Source organism: Legionella sp., assembly GCF_965140895.1.
In the GTDB taxonomy this organism is placed as follows: Bacteria; Pseudomonadota; Gammaproteobacteria; order Legionellales; family Legionellaceae; genus Legionella.
In genome coordinates this window covers 1-1,025 of the sequence record NZ_CBCSKT010000154.1, presented here as the reverse complement: position 1 = coordinate 1,025, position 1,025 = coordinate 1, and the positions used below count along the sequence as shown (strand labels likewise).

The window sequence follows — 1,025 nt, the reverse complement described above, 5'->3', positions numbered from 1 at the left end:
TCCATTAAGGATAAACGGATTTCTTTTTCGAATTGTGGATCATATTTTGCCATAAACCAGTTTTTTAAACAGGCTTCGTAAATTTGATAAAGAACGGTGGTCTCTTGGTATTCCAGTGCAATCCCATCTGAATGCGTTTGATTGTATTGGTAGCGTTGGTGCAGCGTATTTAACATGTGCCGCATCAAGGGAAGCATTTTATTGTCTTGTGTTAATAGCTCTATATTAGAGCGCGTGTGCTCATAACAAGGAAAAACGTCCGCAAGGATTGCATGTTTTTTTTGTAGCTCAGGCAGTACTTCTCTAATCTGTGGGCTATCACAAGTAAATTGCGACAAAAAAGTTACGATCAAGGCCATCACATATAAGCTGAGATCGGGGGCTGACTTTTCTGTTACCGCATAAGCACTAAGGTACATTTTTAAAGCCAGCTGTTCATCTGCTTGTTTTAATGCTAATTCGGATTCTAAAACAGAGGCTTGCTGAAATTTAAGGCCTATCTGAATAAATAAATTGGCGTAAAGCGAGGGGGTTAAGCATTCTTTTATCGCAGGAATCCAGTCTAATAAAGTAAACGCATGAGCTCTATAGTCTGCTGCATTTTGCTCCAGAGAAGACGCTTGAAGAGCGGTCTCCAGTTTGATGAGTAACTTCATCTGTTTCGCTGTATTCAATACGTTTGTATCTTTGGAATCCATGAATTGGGCTTTCAATGCTTCGAATTTCTTTACCCCTTGTTCATAACCATCAAAGTTCGTTACCAAATCAGACGTAAATAAATCGATGGGGGCATGCCACTGCTCATGCTGTACATACTCATAAAACGCTCTGTAGTAAGGATTGCAAAACAGGGTAAGAAAGCCTTGTTGATTGATTTGCGGTAATTCTTTTGCATAAGAAACGATACGTCCTAATGCAGCCAAACAATAGTGAACTGGACGTTCATTTACAATAATATCAATTACAGTAAAAAATGCCTCATACACTTGGAGCTCAGGCGCATCAACATGAGTCTTTTTCAATGT

1 protein-coding gene is annotated in these 1,025 nt (G+C 39.2%); it reads right to left on the bottom strand.

Annotation, left to right across the window (positions count from 1 at the left end; all coding sequences use genetic code 11):
* Positions 1-1,025: hypothetical protein (locus tag ACQY7T_RS13630; protein WP_428414072.1), on the bottom strand; the 1,025-nt coding region annotated here is incomplete at both ends.